This window comes from Vagococcus sp. CY52-2 (genome assembly GCF_022655055.1).
Classification (GTDB): Bacteria; Bacillota; Bacilli; order Lactobacillales; family Vagococcaceae; genus Vagococcus.
The window spans coordinates 1,808,850-1,827,262 of the sequence record NZ_CP093384.1 but is presented as its reverse complement, the minus strand read 5'-3'; the positions used below and the strand labels follow the sequence as shown (position 1 = coordinate 1,827,262).

General features: G+C 35.2%; 14 protein-coding genes. 13 read left to right on the top strand and 1 reads right to left on the bottom strand.

Features of this window, described 5'->3' with window-relative positions; all coding sequences use genetic code 11:
* The first annotated feature begins 6 nt into the window (after positions 1-6).
* The 5 genes from MN187_RS08805 to ftsY all read left to right on the top strand — a co-directional run bounded on the left by MN187_RS08805 (position 7) and on the right by ftsY (position 8,244).
* Positions 7-1,794, top strand: coding sequence for an oligopeptide ABC transporter substrate-binding protein (locus MN187_RS08805; RefSeq protein ID WP_117973552.1), 1,788 nt, complete (start codon positions 7-9; stop codon positions 1,792-1,794).
* A 113-nt stretch (positions 1,795-1,907) separates the two neighbouring features.
* Positions 1,908-2,609 (top strand): ribonuclease III, encoded by a 702-nt coding sequence (gene rnc / locus MN187_RS08800; protein ID WP_117973550.1) that lies wholly within the window; start codon positions 1,908-1,910, stop codon positions 2,607-2,609.
* 18 nt (positions 2,610-2,627) lie between these two features.
* Positions 2,628-6,200 (top strand): chromosome segregation protein SMC, encoded by a 3,573-nt coding sequence (gene smc / locus MN187_RS08795; RefSeq protein WP_241699553.1) that lies wholly within the window; start codon positions 2,628-2,630, stop codon positions 6,198-6,200.
* A gap of 14 nt (positions 6,201-6,214) precedes the next feature.
* Complete coding sequence (locus tag MN187_RS08790) at positions 6,215-7,033, top strand: Cof-type HAD-IIB family hydrolase (protein WP_241699554.1); 819 nt, start codon at positions 6,215-6,217, stop codon at positions 7,031-7,033.
* 11 nt (positions 7,034-7,044) lie between these two features.
* The gene (gene ftsY, locus MN187_RS08785; RefSeq protein ID WP_242093858.1) at positions 7,045-8,244 is read left to right on the top strand and encodes a signal recognition particle-docking protein FtsY; all 1,200 of its coding nucleotides are present in this window, start codon (positions 7,045-7,047) and stop codon (positions 8,242-8,244) included.
* Between the two features lie 41 nt (positions 8,245-8,285).
* On the opposite strand, the gene MN187_RS08780 is transcribed toward ftsY, so the two are convergent.
* Complete coding sequence (locus tag MN187_RS08780; RefSeq protein WP_117973543.1) at positions 8,286-9,044, bottom strand: DeoR/GlpR family DNA-binding transcription regulator; 759 nt, start codon at positions 9,042-9,044, stop codon at positions 8,286-8,288.
* 223 nt (positions 9,045-9,267) lie between these two features.
* On the opposite strand from MN187_RS08780, the gene MN187_RS08775 reads away from it, so the two are divergent.
* The 8 genes from MN187_RS08775 (at position 9,268) to MN187_RS08740 (ending at position 18,400) form a co-directional block, all read left to right on the top strand.
* Positions 9,268-10,725, top strand: a complete 1,458-nt coding sequence (locus tag MN187_RS08775; protein ID WP_117973541.1) for a CoA-acylating methylmalonate-semialdehyde dehydrogenase — start codon at positions 9,268-9,270, stop codon at positions 10,723-10,725.
* A gap of 14 nt (positions 10,726-10,739) precedes the next feature.
* Positions 10,740-11,558: a 5-deoxy-glucuronate isomerase gene (gene iolB, locus MN187_RS08770; protein ID WP_117973539.1), complete on the top strand. Its 819-nt coding sequence runs from the start codon at positions 10,740-10,742 to the stop codon at positions 11,556-11,558.
* Positions 11,559-11,572: 14 nt separating this feature from the next.
* Positions 11,573-12,535, top strand: a complete 963-nt coding sequence (gene iolC, locus MN187_RS08765) for a 5-dehydro-2-deoxygluconokinase (protein WP_199500926.1) — start codon at positions 11,573-11,575, stop codon at positions 12,533-12,535.
* A gap of 14 nt (positions 12,536-12,549) precedes the next feature.
* Positions 12,550-14,463, top strand: a complete 1,914-nt coding sequence (gene iolD / locus MN187_RS08760; protein WP_241699557.1) for a 3D-(3,5/4)-trihydroxycyclohexane-1,2-dione acylhydrolase (decyclizing) — start codon at positions 12,550-12,552, stop codon at positions 14,461-14,463.
* 91 nt (positions 14,464-14,554) lie between these two features.
* Entirely contained in the window at positions 14,555-15,442 is an 888-nt protein-coding gene (gene iolE / locus MN187_RS08755; protein ID WP_242093855.1) for a myo-inosose-2 dehydratase, read from the top strand.
* Positions 15,443-15,457: 15 nt separating this feature from the next.
* On the top strand, positions 15,458-17,053 hold the full coding sequence (locus MN187_RS08750) for a solute:sodium symporter family transporter (protein ID WP_117973426.1): 1,596 nt from the start codon (positions 15,458-15,460) through the stop codon (positions 17,051-17,053).
* 21 nt (positions 17,054-17,074) lie between these two features.
* Positions 17,075-18,079 (top strand): inositol 2-dehydrogenase, encoded by a 1,005-nt coding sequence (gene iolG, locus MN187_RS08745; RefSeq protein WP_117973425.1) that lies wholly within the window; start codon positions 17,075-17,077, stop codon positions 18,077-18,079.
* A gap of 12 nt (positions 18,080-18,091) precedes the next feature.
* Complete coding sequence (locus MN187_RS08740; protein WP_117973424.1) at positions 18,092-18,400, top strand: PTS sugar transporter subunit IIB; 309 nt, start codon at positions 18,092-18,094, stop codon at positions 18,398-18,400.
* The last annotated feature ends 13 nt before the right edge of the window (positions 18,401-18,413 follow it).

Here is an 18,413-nt window from a genome sequence, read left to right as displayed (position 1 = left end):
GAAGGAATGAAGTACAAAAAATTATTTAGCGTCGTAGCACTTGGTGCTGCAGTAACAGTTGGGTTATCAGCTTGTGGCGGAGGAAAATCTGACAAAAAATCAAGTAGTGGGAAAACAGAAAAAACGGAAGATGTATCAAAATTCCCAGTAAAAACGTCTAATAAAGAAAAAGCCAAAGAAGGCGGAACGTTAGAAGCAGCAGTTGTTATGGATACACAGTTTAAAGGAATGTTCTCTGAAACTTTTTCTGAAGACAACTATGATGCTCAATTTATGCAACCATCTCATGAATCATTATTTACAAGTAATGGTAACTTTGAGACAACAGATGACGGAGTAGCAAAAAAAGACATCGATGTTGATGGTAAGAAAATTACAATTACAATTACTAAAGATGCCAAATGGTCAGATGGTAAACCATTAGTAGCAGATGATATTATCCAACCATACTTAATCATTGGTAACAAAGATTATTCAGGTATCCGTTATGGTGAAGATTTCCAAAATATCGTTGGGATGGATGAGTACCATGATGGAAAAGCTGACACTATCTCAGGAATTAAAAAAGTAGATGACAAAACGGTCGAAATTTCTTACAAAGAAATGAATCCAGGGATGAAACAAACAAGTGAAACTGTTTGGACTTCAGCAATGCCTTCTCATATCTTTAAAGATATTCCAGTAAAAGGAATGGAATCTAGTGATGCGGTACGTAAGAATATCGTAACGTTTGGACCATACAAAATGGAAAAAATTAATACAGGTGAATCTGTAGAGTACACACCAAATGAGTACTACTACGGTGAAAAACCCAAATTAAGTAAAATCACAATGCGTGTCGCACCATCGAGTTCAATTGTAGAATCATTGAAAGCTAAAAAATATGACATGGTATTCAGTATGCCAACTGATAACTATCCAAACTATAAAGATATAGAAGGATATGAAATCTTAGGTCGTCAAGATTTAGCTTATACTTATATTGGATTCAAATTAGGTAAATGGGATGATGCTAAAGGTGAATCTGTTTACAATCCAGATTCAAAAATGGCAAATAAATCATTACGTCAAGCAATGGGATATGCCATTGATAACGAAGCTGTAGCGAACAAATTCTACAATGGTTTACGTCAACCTGCTAATGCGATTGTACCACCAATCTTTGATGAATTTAGTGATAAGAGCTTAGTTGGTTACTCTAAACAAGATATTGATAAAGCAAACAAATTATTAGATGAAGCTGGATACAAGAAAAAAGATGGCGAAGAATTCCGTCGCGATCCAAAAGGTGAAAAACTAGAAATTAATTTTGCTTCTATGTCAGGTGGCGAAACTGCCCAACCATTAGCTGAATACTACATGGACTGCTGGAAAGAAATTGGTTTAGATGTTAAATTATCAACTGGTCGTTTAATTGAATTCCAATCATTCTATGATAAATTGAAAAATGATTCACCAGACGTTGATGTTTATCAAGCGGCTTGGGGATTAAGTTCAGATCCATCTCAATCAGGATTATACGGACCTAAAGCAGCGTTTAACTACACTCGTTTTGTCAGTGATGAAAATACTAAGCTATTGAACGAAATTGATTCTGAGAAATCATTTGATGGTAAATACCGTACAGATAAATTTAAAGAATGGCAAGAATATGTTGCTGACGAAGCATTTGTCATTCCAACATTGTTCAGAGATGCTGTATTACCAGTAAGTGACAAAGTAACTGGATTTGACTGGGCTTATGATGTAACAAGTAACCCATGGTCTCACGTTGGTGTAACAGATAAAAAATAACGTTTAATGACTATCAATTTGGCTATTTGGTCAAATTGATAGTTTTTGTTTTCTTTCAAACAAAAAAAACGTATAATAAGAGTATCTATCGTTAAAAGGGAGAGGCACATTCAATGGAACAAACGTTAACACAGTTATTAAAGACAGACTATAACATCATTTTTAAAGACATCTCGTTGTTGGAACAAGCGTTTACCCATTCATCCTATGTGAATGAGCATCGACATTTTGAATTACAAGATAATGAACGATTAGAATTTCTAGGAGATGCTGTCTTAGAGTTAGAAGTATCTGATTATTTATACCGTCATTTTCAAGATTTACCAGAAGGGAAATTAACAAAACTACGTTCAACCATTGTTAGAGAAGACAGTCTAGCAATGTTTGCTAAAGAATGTGGGTTTGATCAATTTGTTAAACTTGGTAAGGGTGAGGAAAATTCAAATGGTAGAAGTCGTTCATCATTGTTGTGTGATTTATTCGAAGCTTTTTTAGGAGCTCTATATTTGGATCAAGGAGCTAAAAAATCGAAAGAATTTATCTACCAAGTAGTCGTAGCAAAAATTGAAACTGGTGCTTTTTCACATGAGATGGATCATAAAACAGCTCTACAAGAAGTATTACAAAAAAATGGTGATATCTTGATTGAATATCATTTAATTGATGAAGAAGGACCAGCACATGCAAGAGTTTTTCATGTTGAAGTGTGTGGTGGAGGAACACCTTTAGGTAAGGGGTCTGGAAAATCTAAAAAAGCGGCAGAACAAAATGCAGCAGAAGCAGCATTAGCTAATATTTTGGCAGAAGAATCCTAGGAAGGGGACTTATTTTTTGTGTATTTGAAACGAATAGAAATTGCGGGATTTAAATCCTTTGCAGAACGAACGATAATAGAATTTAATGAAGGCTTGACGGCCGTAGTTGGTCCTAATGGAAGTGGAAAAAGTAATATCACAGAAGCCGTTCGATGGGTTTTAGGGGAGCAGTCAGCAAAAAATTTACGTGGGGGGAAAATGCCGGACGTTATTTTTGCTGGCTCTTCTTCACGTTCCCCATTAAATATTGCAGAGGTAACGCTTGTGTTAGATAATGAAGACCATTTCTTACCCATTGAATACTCTGAAGTGAGTGTCACAAGAAGGTTAACACGAGATGGTGAGAGTGATTTCTTTATTAATAAGCAACGTTGTAGATTAAAAGATGTGATTAGTTTGTTTATGGATTCAGGTCTAGGTAGAGATTCTTTTTCGATTATTTCTCAAGGGAAAGTAGAAGAAATATTTAATAGTAAGCCGGAAGAACGTCGAGCTATATTTGAAGAAGCAGCAGGGGTATTAAAATATAAAAACCGAAAAAAACAAGCTGAAAAACATCTTGGTGAAACAGATGATAATTTAAGTCGAGTACAAGATATTATTTATGAGCTAGAGATACAATTAGCTCCATTAAAGAAACAAAGTGATAATGCGACACAATATCTGGCTTTAAAGGAGACTTTATCTGAGCAAGATATCAGTATGACAACCCATCTTATTGAAGAAACGAAAGAAAAATGGGAAAAAAATAAAGAACAATTACGTCAAAAAAAACAAGCTCTAGAGGCTAGAGAATTAGAAAAAATCACATTGGAAGAAACATTAGAACAACTAAAATTAGAACAAGAAACACTAGAACAAATGTTAGACAATCATCAACAGAGACTACTTGATTACAGTACGCAATATGAACAGTTAGAAACACAAAAAAGAGTGTTGGAGGAAAAGCAAAAATTTTCTGTCCAAACGAAAGAATCACAGCAAAAAACATTGAGAGATTTAGATACACAAAAAGAATTATTACGACGTGAGATTGATACATTAAAGCAAGATGAACAAGAATTAATACAAGAAAAGCAAGCGATACAAAAAGATACTTATCGTATGAGAGAAGAACTGGTTCAATATAGCAAATCAGCAAAAGAACAATTAGATGATATGCGTAGCGATTATTTAGAATATATGCAACAACAAAGTCATGTGAATAATGAGTTAAAACATTTAGAAAAACAGTATAGTCAAGAAACCAATAAAAATTCGCGTGAAATCAATCATTATGAACAGCTTATCTCATTGATTAAAGAAAAACAAGAAACCCTAGAAAATTTAGAGAAAGAGTATGACATAAAAAAAGCGAATGTCGTGACTTACTTGGAAGATTATCAGCAAAAAAGACAAGTCAAAGAACAGTTAAATACGCAACTTCAAAAATTAAATACACAATTAATGGATGCGTTACGTATTTTACAGCAAGCTCAAGCAAAACAAAAAAGCTTGAAAGAGCTACAAGATAACTATGCTGGATTTTATCAAGGTGTTAGAGCAGTACTAAAAGATAAACAGCAATTTCCTGGAGTAGTGGGTGCTGTTGCTGAATTAATTGAGATTCCAGAAGCATACCAATTAGCATTGGAAACAGCACTTGGGACAAGTGTTCAGCATATTGTAACAACTGATGACCAAAGTGCTAGAGAGGCCATTTCTTATCTAAAAAAACAACGATTGGGACGTGCGACATTTTTACCATTAACAACCGTCAAAGCTCGTTTTATTCGTCAAGATGTATTAGATAAAGTGTCTCATATGTCTGGATTTATTGGTGTAGCAAGTGAGTTGGTATCTTATGATGAGACAGTTGCAGCGATTATGAAAAACTTACTTGGATTAACGATTGTGGCTGATTCATTGGATTCTGCGACACACATTGCGAAACAAATTAAGTTTCAATATCGTGTGGTATCGTTAGATGGTGATGTGATGAATCCTGGTGGCTCGATGACTGGTGGGATGAGTAAAAATGGTCAGTCGATGCACTGGTTTTCACAATCAAAAGAATTACAGGAAATAGAGAAACAATTGTCTCAAATGACGACTTTGTATCAGCAAAAAGAAGCAGAAGTGTCTCATATAAAAGAGGAACTAGTTGTAGTAGATGAGTCTCTTGAACAGTTGCGTCAATTAGGCGAAGAAGCAAGATTAACAGAGCAACAGTTAAGCACTCAAGTGTCTCTTTTAACACAAGATGTGAGTCAATTAGAAAAAGAGAAAAAAGTGATAGAGTATGAGCAAAGTGAATTGAACCAATTTCTAACGTTATATCAACAAGATAAAGAAAATTACGAGCTTGAACAAAAAGAGTTAGAAAAAAAAATAGCCGAGCTTGATAAAAAAATGGCTGATGTGGATCAATTAGAGGCTACTAATTTAGAGAAAAAAGAAGAGTTGACGCAATCACTTGCTAAAAAAGAAGCTGAGTTAGCAGTGGTGAAAGAAAAACTCAGTCAGTTGAACGAAAAACAAAAAGAGCGTATAGAACGCTTAGATGTTGCGGATAAGAAAATGAGTGACATGCTACAAGAAACGCAGTCTAATGAGCAAGATAGCAGTCATTTTCATGAAGAAGAAGCCAGAATTATAAAAGAGATGGGTAGTGTTTCTAATAAGCGCGAGGAGATTTTAACTCAAATTACGGAAGCCAAAACACAGCGAGAACACTATACAACCAGTATCAAAGAACAAGAAAAAATTGTTGAGAAAAACCGACAAGATATTCAAGTCTTGATTAGTCAACGAACAGAATTAGACATTATTCAAGGAACATGTGATAATCAGTTAGATAGTTTATTAACTTACTTACAAGAAGAATATAGTTTAACGTTTGAGGCAGCAAAAGAGCGTTCTTTCATCATTGAAAACGTAGCAAGCGTGAGTCAAAACATTAGAGAGTTAAAAAGAAAAGTAGCTGACTTAGGACCTGTTAATATTTCGGCTATTGCTCAACATGATGATATATTGGAGCGTTATGACTTTTTAACGAGCCAACGTGATGATTTGAATTTAGCGAAAGATGAATTGAAAGAAACAATGGATGAGATGGATATGTTAGTCATGAAGCAATTTCATGAAGTATTTTGTGACATTCGTGAAGAATTCCGTCAAGTATTTCCTAAGATGTTTGGTGGAGGACATGCTGATTTAATTTTGAGTGATGAAACAGATTTACTGCATACAGGGATAGACATTGTGGCTCAACCACCAGGTAAAAAATTACAGCAATTGAGTTTACTTTCAGGAGGAGAAAGAGCCTTAACAGCTATTGCTCTGCTATTTTCTATCATTCAAGCAAGACCTATCCCATTTTGCATTTTAGACGAGGTAGAGGCAGCATTAGATGAAGCAAACGTGACACGTTTTGGTAATTATTTACGTCATTTTGGTGATGCGACACAATTTATTGTGATTACTCATCGTAAGGGAACGATGGAATCTGCTAAAGTATTATATGGGGTCACAATGCAAGAATCTGGTGTATCGAAGATTGTTTCCGTACACTTAGAAGAGATGGAAAAATTAGAAACCACATTAAAATAGATAGGAGACATAACATGATTAAGTTGATTGCGATTGATTTAGATGGCACATTATTAACTGATGATAAAAAAATCTCTGATAAAAATAAAACAGTGTTAACTCAAGCGAAAGAACAAGGAGTAAAGGTTGTCATTTGTACGGGACGCCCATTATTTGCAATTGAGCCTTACTTGGATAGGCTTGAGTTAAGAGATGAAGGGGACTATAGTATCACCTTTAATGGTAGTTCTGTGCAAAAAAATGATACTGGCGAGACGCTATTAGCTCATTCTTTATCTTTTGACGAAGTGAGTCGAGTGGCTAACGTGATGATGTCATTAAATTTACCGTTAGATATTATTTCAGTGGATACGGTTATTCATTTAGAAACTGCTAAAGAACCTTACACTTCTATTTATGAAAGTATGAATCCACTACTTAAGGTGGAGCATGCGACACTTGATACATTGGATAAAAATCGTTTGTTTAACAAAATGGTTGTAGCCGTTGAAACAAGTTATTTGGATGAAAAATTAGCCCAATTACCAAAAGAGTTATTAGAAGAGTTTAATATCATGAAATCACGTGACAATTTATTAGAAATTATCCATAAAGAAGCGAGTAAAGCTGCTGGCATTGATGAATTGGCAAATTATTTAGGGATTAAACAATCAGAAGTGATGGCAATTGGTGATGAAGAAAATGATTTTTCAATGATTGAGTATGCTGGGTTAGGTGTTGTGATGGAAAACGGCAGTCAAGGTGTGAAAGACATTGCTAAATTTGTTACGAAAAGTAACCAAGAAGATGGCGTGGCGCATGCCGTTGAAAAATTTGTGTTAATTAATGAGTAGGAGGCAGTGACATGGGATTTTTTGATAAGATTAAAAAGGCAGTTCTTGGTGAGAAAAAAGTTGAAGAAACACCAAAAAAAGAGATCGTCGAGGAATTAGAACAAAGCATTGAAAAAATAGATAAAGAAGATAGTCTTGATGCCAAAGAAACTGTGGTTGTAGAAGAACCAAAGGAAGATGTAACGGTTGAAGAGATCATTGATTCAAAACAAGAAGAACCAAAAAAAGAAGTAGTCAAAGAAGTGGTGATTGAAGAAAAACCACAAGATACCGTTCAAAAATATGACAAAGGATTAGAAAAATCAAGACGATCTTTTGGTCAATACATGAATGAATTATTTGCTAACTTTAGAATGGTTGATGATGAATTTTTTGAAGATTTAGAAGAAGCATTGATTTCTGCTGATGTCGGGTTTGAAACGGCAATGCGTATTTCTGATGAGTTGCAAGAAGAAGTGAAATTAAAAAATGTTAAAAAGAAAAAAGATGTTCAAGCGACAATTATCGAAAAATTAGTTGAGATTTATGAAGCTGAGGGCGTTGAAGAAAACAATGATTTAAATATTCAAAAAGATAGTCCAACCATTATGTTATTTGTTGGTGTAAATGGCGTGGGTAAAACCACAAGTATTGGAAAACTGGCTAAACGATACAAAGACGAAGGAAAAAAAGTGTTGTTAGCAGCAGCTGATACCTTTAGAGCTGGAGCCATTGATCAATTAGTTGTCTGGGGAGAACGTGCTGATGTTGATGTGGTTCGGCATAATGCAGGTAGTGATCCAGCTGCTGTTGTGTATGATGCAGTAGAAAAAATGAAAAATGAGCATTATGATATTTTGTTAGTGGATACGGCAGGGCGTTTACAAAATAAAGTCAATTTAATGAAAGAATTAGAAAAAATGAAGCGTATCATTGAGCGTGAATACCCTTCAGCTCCTCATGAAGTGTTATTAGTAGTAGATGCAACAACTGGGCAAAATGCACTGATTCAAGCAAAAGAATTTAAAAATACCACAGATGTGACAGGGATAGTTTTAACTAAGCTAGATGGAACAGCTAAAGGTGGGATTGTCTTAGCTATTAGAAATGAATTACATTTACCAGTAAAATTAGTTGGATTAGGAGAGAAAATCACTGATTTAGAAGCCTTTAATCCAAATCAATTTGTTTACGGATTGTTTAAAGATTTAATGGAAGATTATGATGGGTAAATAAAAAACGATAAAGCCTTGATAGGTTTTATCGTTTTTTATTATTTATATGAATGTAAAACGTCAATATTATGCTCAACAAAATAAGAAGAGTATGGATCAGTAAATTTCTTATTTGTAATTAATAGATCGACAGCACTCAAATCTGCATAAGTTAATAAAGTCGAATGATCAAATTTTGTTTCATCAGCTAGTAAAAAGATTTTATCCGCTTTATCAATGACTTGTCGCTTGATCTCGTATTCCATAATGTCAGAATTCATTAAGCCACTATTGATAGAAACAGCTGTTGCTGCCATAAATGCTTTTGTAATATTGTATTTAACAGATAATTCGTCATTTTCTACTCCAACAAATGAACGGGTAGGCTTCTTAAAAATATGACCAATCAGAAAAATATTTGCTTTTCTTAATTTTTCAGCTTTTAATACAACATCTAAACTATTGGTAATAATCGTAAGAGGAATGTTTTCATCTACATAATCTAGGATATATTTCGTTGTAGTACCAGAATCAATATAGATTAAGTCATCTGACTCAATAAAAGAAGCCGCTTTTTGTGCGATGGCTTTTTTATCTTCCTTATTTTCAACGTTTCGATACTCAAAATCAACAAGAGTCCCCTCTTTTACACTAACACCGCCGTAAACTTTTTCAAAACGTGAGTCTTTGAGTATCTTATTGACATCTCGTCTAATAGTATTCATGGATACGTTGAATTCCTCTTCCAATTCTTTTAAGCTCACATGGCTGTGATCTAAAATATATTGTTTCATTAATTCAAATCGTTTCTCTTTCATAAGTATTCTCCACTTTCTGTCATTTTTTTTATCATATCACCTATACATAAGTTTATCAATAGTTAATCAAATTATGTTTTAATTACCAGTTATTATTATAAAATTAACAAAAAATATTGACTGTTGATTAAATTAAAGGTAATATTAAATCAAAGTTAACCAAAACAACCAAGATGTAACAATTTAAATGGTATGTTTTAAGTAAATCTATGGAGGGGTATGAATGTCAATTAGAAAATTAAAAAATTATATAAATGGTGAGTGGGTAGAAAGCCAAACAACCACATACGAAACAGTAGTGAATCCTGCAACAAAAGAAGTAATGTGTGAGGTTCCGTTATCAACCCGTGAGGATTTAGACCATGCAGCCTCTGTCGCACAAGAAGCATTTCAAACATGGAAAGAGGTTGCTGTACCAAGACGTGCACGAATTTTATATAAGTTTCATCAATTATTAATTGAAAACAAAGATGAGTTAGCAAAATTAGTTACGTTAGAAAATGGAAAGGCTTTATCTGAATCATATGGTGAAGTTCAACGTGGTATTGAAAATGTAGAATTTGCTGCTGGAGCACCAACTTTAATGATGGGGGATAATTTATCTTCTATCGCAACAGATGTTGAAGCAAGTGTTTATAAATACCCAATCGGAGTAGTTGGTGGAATAACGCCATTCAACTTTCCGATGATGGTACCATTTTGGATGTTCCCCATGGCCATTGCTACAGGAAACACAGTAGTATTGAAGCCATCTGAAAAAGCGCCAATGTTAATGGAAAAAGTGGTGAGCTTATTAGAAGAAGCTGGTTTACCTAAAGGAGTATTTAATGTAGTTTTTGGAGCACATGATGTTGTAAACGGTTTATTACAACACCCAGATATCAAAGCGATTTCATTTGTTGGGTCACAACCAGTTGGACAATATGTTTATACAGAAGGTTCTAAAAACTTAAAACGTGTTCAATCACTAACAGGAGCTAAAAACCACACGATTGTTTTAAATGATGCCAATCTTAAAGACAGTATTCCTGCTATTGTAAGTGCCGCGTTTGGTTCAGCTGGTGAGCGTTGTATGGCAGCTGCAGTGGTAACAGTAGAAGAAGGTATCTATGATGAATTCATGGCTGAATTAACAAAAGCCACAAAAGATATCAAGATGGGCAATGGATTAGATGATGGCGTATTTTTGGGCCCAGTTATTCGTCAAGAAAACTTAGATCGTACACTAAACTATATCGAGCAAGGCGTTGAAGCAGGTGCTAATTTAATCTGTGACGGTCGTGAGCAACTAGATGAGGCGGGATTCTTTGTTGGACCAACTATTTTTGAAGGTGTGACAACAGACATGACTATTTGGAAAGATGAATTATTTGCTCCAGTGTTATCTATTATGAAAATTAAGGATTTACAAGAAGGGATTTCTATTGCAAATGCATCAGAGTTTGCTAACGGTGCTTGCCTCTTTACGAATAATGCTTCGGCTATTCGCTTCTTTAGAGAAAACATTGATGCTGGAATGTTAGGTATTAACTTAGGCGTTCCTGCTCCAATGGCAATGTTCCCGTTCTCAGGATGGAAATCATCATTCTACGGGACATTACCAGCAAATGGGAAAGCTGGAGTAGATTTCTATACACGTAATAAAGTCGTAACAGCACGTTACGCACGTAGTGATGTGTAAAGGGAGGAAACAAAATGGTTGAGCTAAAACGACGTCCATATAAAAAAGAACTTTCTGAACACGTGGTGGAATGCCATCACGTGACGCGTGAGGCGGACGGATTACGCTATATTGAAATGCGCGTGTTAAACCTATCTAAAGGTGGTATTTACACAGAAGAATTAACGAATTTAGAAGCGTGCATTGTCGTGATGGCAGGGAAAATTGATGTAATAGTTGGGGAAGACTCATTTAAACAAATTGGGAATCGTCAAGATGTCTTTGATAGAGTTCCAACGGATAGTGTTTATGTTTCAAGTGGTAAAACGTTCGATATTACGACCAATGAGGATGCTAGAGTATTAATTGCCTATGCTCCAAGTAATAAAATATTACCAACGACTTTAATTAAAGCATCTGATAATTCAGTAGAACATCGTGGAAAATATCAAAACAAACGTACTGTTCACAATATTATGGATGATCAAAGTCCCATTTCAGATAAATTAATTGTGGTTGAAGTGTATACAGATAGTGGTAACTGGTCTAGCTATCCCCCTCATAAACACGATCAAAATAATTTACCACATGAATCCTTCTTGGAAGAAACTTATTATCATGAAATGAACCCTAAAAAAGGCTTTGTATTCCAACGTGTATACACAGATGATCGTTCATTAGATGAAACCATGACTGTAGAACATGAAAATGTGGTGTTAGTACCAAAAGGTTATCATCCAGTATCAGTCCCTGATGGATACGATGGTTATTATTTAAATATTATGGCAGGGCCAATCAAAAAATGGCAGTTTCATAATGACAAAGATCACGAATGGATTTTAAATAGAGACTAATAAAAAGGAGTTTAATTATGACAACTTATGATTTAATTGCTGTTGGCCGAGCGTGTATTGATTTAAATGCAGTGGAGTACAATCGTCCAATGGAAGAAACAGAAACATTTAGTAAATACGTTGGAGGATCTCCAGCCAATATTGCAATTGGTGCATCAAAATTAGGATTATCTTGTGGATTTATTGGGAAAATTCCTGATGATCAACACGGAAGATTTATCTCAAATTACATGTCAGAAGTTGGAATTGATACAAGCCAAATGGCAATAGATAAAGATGGACATAAAGCAGGGTTGGCTTTTACTGAAATTCTTAGTCCGTCAGAATGTAGTATTTTAATGTACCGTGATGATGTGGCTGATTTATATTTAGAGCCAAATGAAGTCAGTGAAGACTACATCAAACAAGCGAAAATGTTAGTTGTATCAGGAACAGGTTTAGCACAAAGTCCTAGCCGTGAAGCCGTATTAAAGTCAGTTGCATTAGCACGAAAAAATAATGTCAAAGTGGTGTTTGAATTAGACTATCGTCCTTATACATGGAAAAATGCTGAAGAAGTATCTGTTTACTACTCAATCGTAGCTGAACAATCAGATGTCGTGATTGGAACACGTGATGAATTTAATATGTTGGAGAATGTAGTAGAAGGAAATAACGATAAAACAGTCGCGTATTTATTCCAACATGAGCCTGAATTAATCGTGATTAAACATGGTGTTGAAGGGTCATATGCTTATACAAAAGAGGGCGAAACATTCCGTGGTAAAGCGTATAAATCAAATGTATTAAAAACATTTGGAGCAGGAGACTCTTACGCTGCAGCCTTTTTATATGCCTTAACTAAAGGGAAAACAATTCAAGAAGCATTGCAATATGGTAGTGCCTCAGCAGCCATCGTGGTAAGTAAACATAGCTCATCTGAAGCCATGCCAACAGTAGAACAAATTGAAGCGTTAATGGAAGAACAATCAAACTAAAAGGAAGTAAGCTAATGAGAGAAACAATTCGATTAACAACAGCACAAGCATTAGTTAAGTTTTTAAATCAACAATATATCTATGTTGATGGTGTAGAAACACCTTTTGTTGAGGGAGTATTTAATATTTTTGGACATGGTAATGTCTTAGGCCTAGGTCATGCTCTAGAAGAAAATCCAGGGCATTTAAAGATAATGCAAGGTAAAAACGAACAAGGGATGGCGCATGCTGCGATTGCTTATGCCAAACAAATGAAACGACAAAAAATTTATGCTGTGACAGCTTCAGCTGGACCTGGTTCAGCAAACATGATTACAGCAGCCGCAACAGCGCATGCAAATAATATTCCTGTTTTATTTTTACCAGCAGATACTTTTGCGACACGTCAACCAGATCCAGTGTTGCAACAACTAGAGCATGAATCTAGTATTTCACTAACAACAAATGATGCGTTCAAAGCAGTATCACGATATTGGGACCGTGTAACACGTCCTGAGCAGTTGATGTCTGCGTTAATTCGAGCATTTGAAGTGATGACGAATCCTGCAACGGCAGGGCCAGCCACAATTTGTTTACCGCAAGATACTGAAGGGGAAGCATTTGATTTCGATGCGTCATTTTTTAAAAAACGTGTTCACTATTTAGATCGTACAAGTCCTGTTGAAAGAGCCTTGAATGATGCACTAGATAGAATCAAAGAAAGCAAACGTCCAGTGATGATTGTGGGTGGCGGTGCGAGATATTCTGGTGCTGGTGAGGTAATCCAACAGATTGCAACGCAACATAATATCCCATTAGTTGAAACGCATGCTGGAAAATCAACTGTTCCAAATAGTTTTACTTATAACCTAGGAGGAACAGGTATCTTAGGCACATCAGCAGCCAATAAAGCAATTGACTCAGCTGATTTAGTTATTGGTATTGGAACTCGTTATACCGATTTTACCACGTCATCAAAGACAGCATTTAATTATGATAAAACACGTTTTATTAATATCAATGTGAGTCGAGTACAAGCCTATAAATTTGATGCACTACAAGTAGTAGGTGACGCAAAAGCTAGTTTAGAATGGTTTAGTCAACATTTGGATGATTATAAAGCCAGTTATGGTTATGAGTTAGAAGAATGGCACAAAGAATGGCAAGAAGAACGCCAACGTTTACATAATATTGTCTTTAATAGAGAAACATTTAAAGCAGAAATTGCGGATCATTTTTCACAAGAAATCATGAATGATTATGCCGATGTGTTGCGAACAGAATTTACCCAAACCAATGCGTTAATCACACTAAATGATACAGTAGCAGATGACAGTGTTGTCGTTGCTTCAGCGGGTTCTTTACCAGGAGATGTGCAACGATTGTGGGAAACAGATACAGTCAATACATATCATTTAGAGTATGGTTACTCATGTATGGGGTATGAAGTGGCAGGCGCTTTAGGAGCAAAATTAGCTAACCCAGATCAAGAAGTCTATGCTGTATTAGGCGATGGTAGTTTCTTGATGTTACATACAGAGTTAGTAACAGCCCTACAGTACAAACAAAAAATTAATATTTGTTTGTTTGATAACGCTGGATATGGTTGTATTAATAATTTACAAATGTCTAATGGTGGTGGAAGTTTCAACTGTGAATTACGCGATGCTGATAATCAAATTATGGCAATTGATTATGCGATGGTTGCAAAAGGATATGGAGCAAAAGTGTATCGTGTTAACACACGAGAGGAACTTGTTGCCGCATTAGAAGATGCAAAAAAACAAACAGTGTCAACATTGATTGACATTAAAGTATTACCAAAAACCATGACTGATGGATATGGTGGTTGGTGGAATGTTGGAGTATCAGAAGTATCAGATAATCCTAATGTGACACAAGCATGGAAACAACGAGAACAAAAGTTAGAAAAAGCGTGGAAGTATTAAGGTTTGGGAATATAGCTAGCTAAATAAAGGTGTTAGCTATATTTCTTTTAAAAACAAAGAAAGCGCTCTTTTTTTGAGCTAGGAGGATACTATGACAATTATTAAGTTAGGGATTGCACCAATCGCTTGGACAAATGATGATATGCCGGAATTAGGTAAGGAAAATACGTTTGAACAATGTATCAGTGAAATGGCATTAGCAGGGTACACAGGAACAGAAATTGGAAACAAATATCCGAAAAATCCAGAAGAATTAAAAAGTTACTTAGAACCACGTGGATTATCAGTAGCTAGTGCCTGGTTTAGTGCTTTTTTAACAACCAAACCATTTGAAGAAACAGAAGAGGCTTTTATGTTACATCGTGACTTTTTGCATGCAATGGGAGCAAAAGTCATCGTTGTGTCAGAACAAGGACATAGTGTACAAGGTCAAATGGAGACACCTGTTTTTGATAAAAAACCTGAATTCAGTGAAGAAGAATGGCAAAAGTTAACAAGTGGGTTAGATAAATTAGGCGAGTTGGCAAATGAAAAAGACATGTCTATTGTTTACCACCACCATATGGGGACAGGTGTCCAAACAACTGATGAAATCAATCGTTTGATGGCTGAGACAGATCCTAAAAAAGTGTCACTATTATATGATACTGGTCACTTAGTTTTCTCAGGCGAAGATCCGATTGAAGTGTATCAAACACACAAAGACCGTATTAAACATATTCACTTTAAAGATATTCGTAAGGAAAAAATGGAAGAAGTTAAAACAAACTCATTTAGTTTCTTAAAAGGTGTTAAAGAAGGTGTGTTCACTGTTCCTGGAGATGGCATGATTGATTTTACACCAATTTGGCAAGAAATTGAAAAAGATGGTTATGAAGGATGGATTGTCGTAGAGGCAGAACAAGATCCAGCCAAAGCGAATCCGTTTATTTATGCCAAAAATGCTCGTGAATACATCAAATCAGTTACGAAACTGTAATAAAGGGAGACGGTCATGAATCTATTTTCTATTTTAAGTTTTGTTGTCATTATTAGTTGTGTGTGGTTATTTGCTTATAAACGCTCACGTGGCGTCAATGTTGATGGGGCAGAAGGATTCTTTATGGGTGGTCGAAGTTTGACTGCCCTACCGATTGCTGGTTCGATTATTATGACAAATTTATCAACAGAGCAAATTGTCGGTCAGAATGGACAAAGTTATGTCGCGGGAATGGAAGTTATGGCATGGGAAGTCACTTCAGCCATCGCAATCGTTATGTTAGCGTCCGTTTTCTTACCGAAGTATTTGAAATATGGGATTAATACCGTATCTGATTTTATTGAAATACGTTATGATACACAAATTAAGCGAATTATTTCAGCATTATTTATTATTACATATATCACATCTTTTTTACCAGTAGTGTTGTATTCAGGATCATTAGTATTTAATAAAATTTTTCGGATTGATGAACTGTTGGGTATTCGTCCTATTACGTCAATCATTGTCGTTTCACTAGCTATTGGTGTTATTGGGATTTTGTACCTACTTATTGGGGGGTTACGCCTAAGTGCTTACAGTGATACAGTATATGGCTTTGGTTTACTAGCTTGTGGTCTACTGATTCCGACAATTGGCGTTACAATGCTTGGTAATGGTAGTTTCATTGCAGGAATTGATCACATTGTGGATAACACACCTTGGTTACTAAATTCTGTTGGTTCAATTGATTCAGCGATTGTTCCTTGGCCAACGCTATTAACAGGCATGATGTTTAATAATTTATATTTCTGGTGTACCAATCAGATGATTGTCCAAAAAGCGTTAGCTGGAAAAAACTTAGCTGAAGCACAAAAAGGCGTATTCCTTGTAGGATTCTTTAAAGTATTTGGTGCATTATTCTTAGTATTTCCAGGAATTGTGGCGAGAAATATTTTTGGTGATGCATTAATGGGGATGCCTGATGAGGCGTACCCAACACTTGTGACACATGTCTTACCAGAGATGATTTATGGCGTGTTTGCAGCGGTTATTTTTGGGGCGATTTTATCGTCATTCTCAGGAGCGTTAAATGCGACCTCAACATTATTATCGCTTGATTTTTATAAGCCTGTTTTCAATAAACAAGCAACAGATCATGATATCACGCGTTTTGGGAAAAAAATTACGATTGCAATTGGGTTATTATCTATCTTTATCTCACCATTGATTTCATTTGCACCAGCAGGATTGTATCAATTTGTACAAGAGTTTAATGGATTGTATAATATGCCTTTGTTGGTAATTATTCTATTAGCATTTTACTCTAAAAAAGCAACAGCCTTTGCAGCAAAAGTAACGATTTACTTACATATTATCTTGTATGCGTTATCAAAAGTTGTATTAAAAGATGTGCATTTTCTATATGTGTTAAGTGTGCTATTTTTCTTAGATATGCTTGTTATGTTTGTGGTTTCAAAACTGAAACCAGATGGTGATTTTGAATTGAAAGTCTTTAATACAAAAGTAGATATCACACCTTGGAAACATACAAAATTAGTGAGTGTGATTACCGTTTTAGTAGTTGTTTTAACATATTTAATGTTTTCTCCATTGGGGATTGCTAGATAAAAGAATTAGGGGATGAATGATATGACAAAAGAATTAGTTGTAGGTGTAATTGGTGGCGGACGTATTGGAAAACTTCACACGAAAAACTTGGTACAAATGCCAGGTGTGAAAGTAAAAGCAGTCGCAGATATTTTTGCAGATAACATGCCAACATTTGAAGCAGAATATGGTGTACCATTAGTGTCGGATTTTGATACAATTTTTAATGATGATGAAATAGATGCAGTATTTATTTGTACGCCAACAGATACACACGTTGAGTTAATTAAAAAAGCTGCGGCAGCGAAAAAACATATTTTCTGTGAAAAACCAATTAGTTTTTCTGATGAAGAAACAGTTGAAACCTATCATATTGTGAAAGAAGCTGGTGTTAAATTTCAATTAGGAGTGAATCGTCGCTTTGATCGTAATTTTGCACAAGTTAAAAAACACGTTCAAGATGGATCTATTGGAGATATTCAGTTATTACGTATTGACTCACGTGATCCAGAAGCACCACCTTTGTCTTATGTTAAGTCGTCAGGCGGTCTATTTTTTGATATGATGATACATGACTTTGATATGGCCCGTTTTATCACAGGTAGTGAAGTAAAAGAAGTTTATGCTACAGGGGATGCATTAGTTAATCCAGAATTAGAAGGTATTGATGTTGACACAGCAATTGTGACATTAACCTTTGAAAATGGGTGTCTAGGTGTGATTAGTAACAGTCGTCAAGCAGTGTATGGCTATGACCAACGTTTAGAAGCATTTGGTTCAAAAGGTGCGTCTCAAGCAGAAAATGAGCTAGTGAATAATGTTGTGTTATCAGATGAGTCCGGTGTTCATAGCCAAAAACCACTTCACTTTTTCTTAGAGCGTTATAATGATGCATATATTAAAGAAGTTGAAGAATTCTTAACAGCGATTAAAGATGACACAGATACTGTTGTGACGTACGAAGATGGTATCATGGCACAACGTTTAGCTTTTGCTGCAAACGAATCTCTGAAAACTGGTCAGCCTGTTAAAGTTAAAAAATTATAAAAGGTGAATGACATGGAAAAAAGTATTTTATTTATCTGTGAGTCAGGTATTAGTGCCTCGTTATTTGTTTCAAAAATGTTAGAGAGTTTAAAAGAGCATGGTTTAAACTATGATGTTGATTATGCACCAGTTCAACGTGTGGAAGCAAAATTGTCACAACAACATTATGATGTGATTTTACTTGCACCACAAATTAAACGTTATGAAAAAGAGCTAAGAAGCTTACTTGAAGAAAAATCGCATGAGTCATATGTGAGTGGGATTCAAGATGACGAATTCGTTACAATGAATATTGAACGCATTTTAGAGAGAGTTAGATAAAACGACAAAGAAA

Bases quoted from the DNA above. Each gene is read 5' to 3' on its own strand.
- ftsY (WP_242093858.1), top strand. From the start codon at position 7,045: ATGGGATTTTTTGATAAGATTAAAAAGGCAGTTCTTGGTGAGAAAAAA.
- rnc (WP_117973550.1), top strand. From the start codon at position 1,908: ATGGAACAAACGTTAACACAGTTATTAAAGACAGACTATAACATCATT.
- MN187_RS08775 (WP_117973541.1), top strand. From the start codon at position 9,268: ATGTCAATTAGAAAATTAAAAAATTATATAAATGGTGAGTGGGTAGAA.
- MN187_RS08740 (WP_117973424.1), top strand. From the start codon at position 18,092: ATGGAAAAAAGTATTTTATTTATCTGTGAGTCAGGTATTAGTGCCTCG.
- iolG (WP_117973425.1), top strand. From the start codon at position 17,075: ATGACAAAAGAATTAGTTGTAGGTGTAATTGGTGGCGGACGTATTGGA.
- iolD (WP_241699557.1), top strand. From the start codon at position 12,550: ATGAGAGAAACAATTCGATTAACAACAGCACAAGCATTAGTTAAGTTT.
- MN187_RS08750 (WP_117973426.1), top strand. From the start codon at position 15,458: ATGAATCTATTTTCTATTTTAAGTTTTGTTGTCATTATTAGTTGTGTG.
- MN187_RS08780 (WP_117973543.1), bottom strand. From the start codon at position 9,044: ATGAAAGAGAAACGATTTGAATTAATGAAACAATATATTTTAGATCAC.
- MN187_RS08790 (WP_241699554.1), top strand. From the start codon at position 6,215: ATGATTAAGTTGATTGCGATTGATTTAGATGGCACATTATTAACTGAT.
- iolE (WP_242093855.1), top strand. From the start codon at position 14,555: ATGACAATTATTAAGTTAGGGATTGCACCAATCGCTTGGACAAATGAT.
- iolB (WP_117973539.1), top strand. From the start codon at position 10,740: ATGGTTGAGCTAAAACGACGTCCATATAAAAAAGAACTTTCTGAACAC.
- MN187_RS08805 (WP_117973552.1), top strand. From the start codon at position 7: ATGAAGTACAAAAAATTATTTAGCGTCGTAGCACTTGGTGCTGCAGTA.